This is a genomic window from Streptomyces sp. URMC 123, assembly GCF_051386515.1.
Lineage (GTDB): Bacteria > Actinomycetota > Actinomycetes > Streptomycetales > Streptomycetaceae > Streptomyces.
On the sequence record NZ_JBPQTV010000668.1, the window covers coordinates 1 to 758 of the forward strand.

General features: G+C 57.7%; 1 rRNA gene. It reads left to right on the plus strand.

The features are described from left to right. Positions 1 to 737, plus strand: a 23S ribosomal RNA gene (locus ACSNOD_RS31550); the annotation flags it as partial. Positions 738 to 758 lie beyond the last annotated feature (21 nt).

Consider the following 758-nt stretch of genomic DNA (forward strand, 5'->3'; position numbering starts at 1 on the left):
TGTTGAAATACCACTCTGGTCGTGCTGGATGTCTAACCTGGGTCCGTGATCCGGATCAGGGACAGTGTCTGGTGGGTAGTTTAACTGGGGCGGTTGCCTCCTAAAGGGTAACGGAGGCGCCCAAAGGTTCCCTCAGCCTGGTTGGCAATCAGGTGTTGAGTGTAAGTGCACAAGGGAGCTTGACTGTGAGACCGACGGGTCGAGCAGGGACGAAAGTCGGGACTAGTGATCCGGCGGTGGCTTGTGGAAGCGCCGTCGCTCAACGGATAAAAGGTACCCCGGGGATAACAGGCTGATCTTCCCCAAGAGTCCATATCGACGGGATGGTTTGGCACCTCGATGTCGGCTCGTCGCATCCTGGGGCTGGAGTCGGTCCCAAGGGTTGGGCTGTTCGCCCATTAAAGCGGTACGCGAGCTGGGTTTAGAACGTCGTGAGACAGTTCGGTCCCTATCCGCTGTGCGCGTAGGAGTCTTGAGAAGGGCTGTCCCTAGTACGAGAGGACCGGGACGGACGAACCTCTGGTGTGCCAGTTGTTCTGCCAAGGGCATGGCTGGTTGGCTACGTTCGGGAGGGATAACCGCTGAAAGCATCTAAGCGGGAAGCCTGCTTCGAGATGAGGACTCCCACCCACTTGATGGGGTAAGGCTCCCAGTAGACGACTGGGTTGATAGGCCAGATATGGAAGGTCCGTAAGGGCTGGAGTTGACTGGTACTAATAGGCCGAGGGCTTGTCCTCAGTTGCTCGCGTCCACTGTGT